The organism is Pseudorhodoplanes sp., assembly GCF_050250235.1.
Lineage (GTDB): Bacteria > Pseudomonadota > Alphaproteobacteria > Rhizobiales > Xanthobacteraceae > Pseudorhodoplanes.
In genome coordinates this window covers 1-3,407 of record NZ_JBFWPA010000298.1, presented here as the reverse complement: position 1 = coordinate 3,407, position 3,407 = coordinate 1, and the positions used below count along the sequence as shown (strand labels likewise).

At 55.9% G+C, this 3,407-nt stretch carries 3 protein-coding genes; 2 read left to right on the top strand and 1 reads right to left on the bottom strand.

The window, feature by feature from the left end; genetic code table 11:
* Positions 1 to 62: 62 nt before the first annotated feature.
* The gene (locus AB7F49_RS39030) at positions 63 to 1,673 is read left to right on the top strand and encodes a peptide chain release factor 3 (protein WP_428533302.1); all 1,611 of its coding nucleotides are present in this window, start codon (positions 63 to 65) and stop codon (positions 1,671 to 1,673) included.
* Between the two features lie 94 nt (positions 1,674 to 1,767).
* Here the strand turns inward: AB7F49_RS39030 and wecB are convergent, their stop codons facing one another.
* A complete protein-coding gene (gene wecB / locus AB7F49_RS39025) occupies positions 1,768 to 2,865 on the bottom strand; it encodes a non-hydrolyzing UDP-N-acetylglucosamine 2-epimerase (RefSeq protein ID WP_428533299.1) in 1,098 nt (365 codons plus the stop codon).
* A 308-nt stretch (positions 2,866 to 3,173) separates the two neighbouring features.
* Between wecB and AB7F49_RS39020 the strand changes: the two genes are divergently transcribed.
* A partial coding sequence (locus AB7F49_RS39020; RefSeq protein ID WP_428533296.1) for a glycosyltransferase occupies positions 3,174 to 3,407 on the top strand: 234 nt, incomplete at its 3' end.

Genomic DNA, 3,407 nt, shown 5'->3' with positions numbered 1-3,407 from the left:
CCCCTGTCTGCCTGCATGCATGCGCGTTAACATTCAAAATAGCGGACTATCCAATGCTTCAAATGCCCGCCGACGACCCGTCGGCCGATCAAGCAAAATTGTCGCCAGCCGAGAGACGGCGTAATTTCGCGATTATTTCGCATCCGGATGCCGGCAAGACAACGTTGACGGAGAAACTGCTGCTGTTTGGTGGTGCAATCCAGATGGCGGGGCATGTCAAAGCGCGCGGCGAGCGCAGACGGACACGCTCCGATTGGCTTGAAATCGAGCAGTCGCGGGGAATCTCAGTCAGCAGCACTGTCATGACGTTCGAATACGGCGGGATGGTATTCAACCTTCTCGATACGCCAGGGCACGCCGATTTCAGCGAAGACACCTACCGGACATTAAGCGCGGTTGACGCTGCCGTCATGGTCATTGACGCTGCGAAAGGAATAGAGAGCCAGACACGCAAACTATTTGAAGTGTGCCGCCTGCGCGACATCCCAATCATCACATTCATCAACAAGGTCGATCGTGAAGGCTTGGACCCCCTGGCGCTGCTGGATGAAATCTCGTCCGGCCTGGCATTGGATCTGACGCCTTTGACTTGGCCCATCGGCATGGGAGTCGATTTCCGCGGATGCCTGGACATCGAAGGGTTGCGCCTGCTGCTCCCTAAGCAAGCACGGACGGGTGGATTTGAGCGCGTTGAGGAGATCAAAGATTTAAGTTCGATCTCGTCTCATCCGATAATTGAAAAGCGGATTGCGGAGCCAGCGCTCGAAAGCCTCGCGCTATGTCTCAGCAGTCTTCCCCAATTCGATGCTCAGGCGTTCTTGGAAGGACATCTGTCTCCAGTCATTTTTGGAAGCGCCCTTAAGGATTTCTGCGTCGAAGAGTTGCTCAATTTCTTAGTGCGATGGGCGCCAGGAGCGTTGCCGCGCAAGGCCAGCGAACGCGTTGTCGTTCCGGAGGAGAGTTCCGTCACTGGCTTTGTTTTCAAGGTTCAAGCCAACATGGACCCGAACCATCGGGATCGTGTCGCATTCGTGCGCTTGTGCTCGGGTAAGTTTCGGCGAGGGATGAAACTGCTCAATGCGCGAGAACGCCGATCGATGACAATCAGCGCGCCCATTTTCTTCTTCGCTCAACAGCGGGAAACGATCGACGAAGCGTTCCCGGGCGACATTATCGGCATTCCAAACCACGGCACGTTGCGCGTTGGGGACACTCTCACCGAAGGCGAAATTCTCAGGTTCGAAGGAATTCCAAACTTCGCTCCGGAGGTGTTACGCCGTATCGGTATGGAAGACGCTATGCGATCGAAGCAGCTCAACAAGGGGTTAAACGACATGGCCGAAGAAGGAGTTGTGCAAGTATTCCGGCCAATTACGGGATCGTGGCCGATCCTGGGCGCTGTTGGATCGCTTCAATTGGATGTGCTGGTCGCGCGATTAAATCAGGAATATGGCGTTGCTGTCAGACTTGAGTCCGCGCCCTACGAAACAGCGAGGTGGGTGTCCAGTGACAAGGCGGAACGTCTGCAGCAATTTTCCGAAGCCCATAACTCGAGCATCGCACGGGATAAGGACTCGGCGCTCGTGTTCCTCGCGAGGAACGCCTGGGCGTTGAGCTACGCGATCGAGCAATGGCCGGACATCCGATTTTCCGCGGTGCGGGAAAGGCACTAACGATACCGCCGACATGTGGACGCAGTTCTTGCGGAATGGGTTCATCGATCCAGAGCGCGTGGGCGATAAGTATGGCTTCCACCAAAGATGCCCGTCATGCCCGTAGGTCATTTCGCAGAGTGTTCACGATTCTATCCGCGGTATCTCCACTGCCGTAAGGTTCGATATCGGCTCCTCGTGATCCGATCGCATCTTTGATAGCCGCGACAACCGCGGTAGCGCTGGTTGGGGGTGCTAGCCGGTTCCAGCCTGCCTGAACCAGTTCGACCCATTCCGTTTCGTCTCGAATGGTGACGCAAGGGACGCGATGGAAAAACGCTTCCTTCTGCACACCGCCTGAGTCAGTGGCAATCACTGCGGCGTGTTTCTCCAGTTGAACCATGTCGAGGTAGCCGACCGGCTCGATCATGTGCAAGTTGCCGGAGACTAGCGCCATGCGACCTTGCGATACGAGAAGATTGCGCACACGCGGGTGTAGCGGCCACACGACCGTCATATGTTCGGCAATTTTGAGGAGGGCACTCACGATCGTTTCGAATCTCGAAGCGCTGTTCGTGTTCTCCGCGCGGTGCACGGTCGCAAGGACGTATTGACCCGGCTGCAGCCCGAGCGTTCCGACGATGCCCTTCGTCAGGTCTAGGCGTGAACCATACTTGAGCGCGACGTCATACATGACGTCCCCAACCGGCACGATTTGCGTTTTGGCTATGCCTTCCCGCAGGAGCTGTTCACTTGCGGCCTTCGTCGGCGTAAACAGCCACCGCGAGATGCGGTCGGTAAGGATACGATTGATTTCCTCGGGCATCGTCATATTGAAGGAGCGCAAGCCCGCCTCGACATGCGCGACGGGGATGCCAAGCTTGCTCGCGGCGAGAGCGCCGGCGAGCGTTGAGTTGGTGTCACCATAAACCAGCACGGCATTCGGGACCTCGAACACAAGAGCACGTTCGATCTCGATCAGCATACGCCCGGTCATTTCCCCGTGACCGCCGCCATGGATATTGAACTCGTAGGTGGGGGCAGGCATCCTAAGTTCCGAAAAGAATATGTCGGACGTATTTGGCTCGAAATGTTGGCCCGTGTGCATGACCACTTCGTTTAGAGCGCCTCCGCAACGGACGATCGCCTCGGAGACAACACTGGCCTTGATGAATTGCGGGCGCGCGCCAAGTATAGTTGCAATCTTCTTCACTGGCGCCTCTTTGACACTAATGACGCTCTCGAATCGTTGCGTGATTCTTGCGCATGACTCAGGATGTTGAATTTTTCCATGCGCACTCGTCTATCCGAACCGTGATGATGGGATCAAGCGACTCGATGATGAGACTGAATATCTTGATCTAGCCTGGAAAAGATCAGTCGTATCGGGACGGGAAGAGCATCTATGAGGCTGATCGGGCATTGAACGTCACACTTGGACTGATGCGTTTTTTCCCGTATTTGTAGCGTCCCAACGCGCCCTTACGGCTATCGCGCAAAGGCTAGACTGGAAGTTATTGGATGGTCGACTCGGCTGTGGAGCTTACGGTAGTCATTCCGGGCTACAATGAGGAGAAGGTTATTGTCGCCAACATCAACAGCCTGAACGAGTGGCTCGATAATAATCTGTCCGGGATAAGCTCCGAAATTCTTGTGATCGACGACGGCTCCGTGGACGGGATGGCACATGCCGTCGAGACCTACGCCTCCCAGCACGGGCGTGTTCGGCTCGTAAAGCATCCGACGAATCTCGGG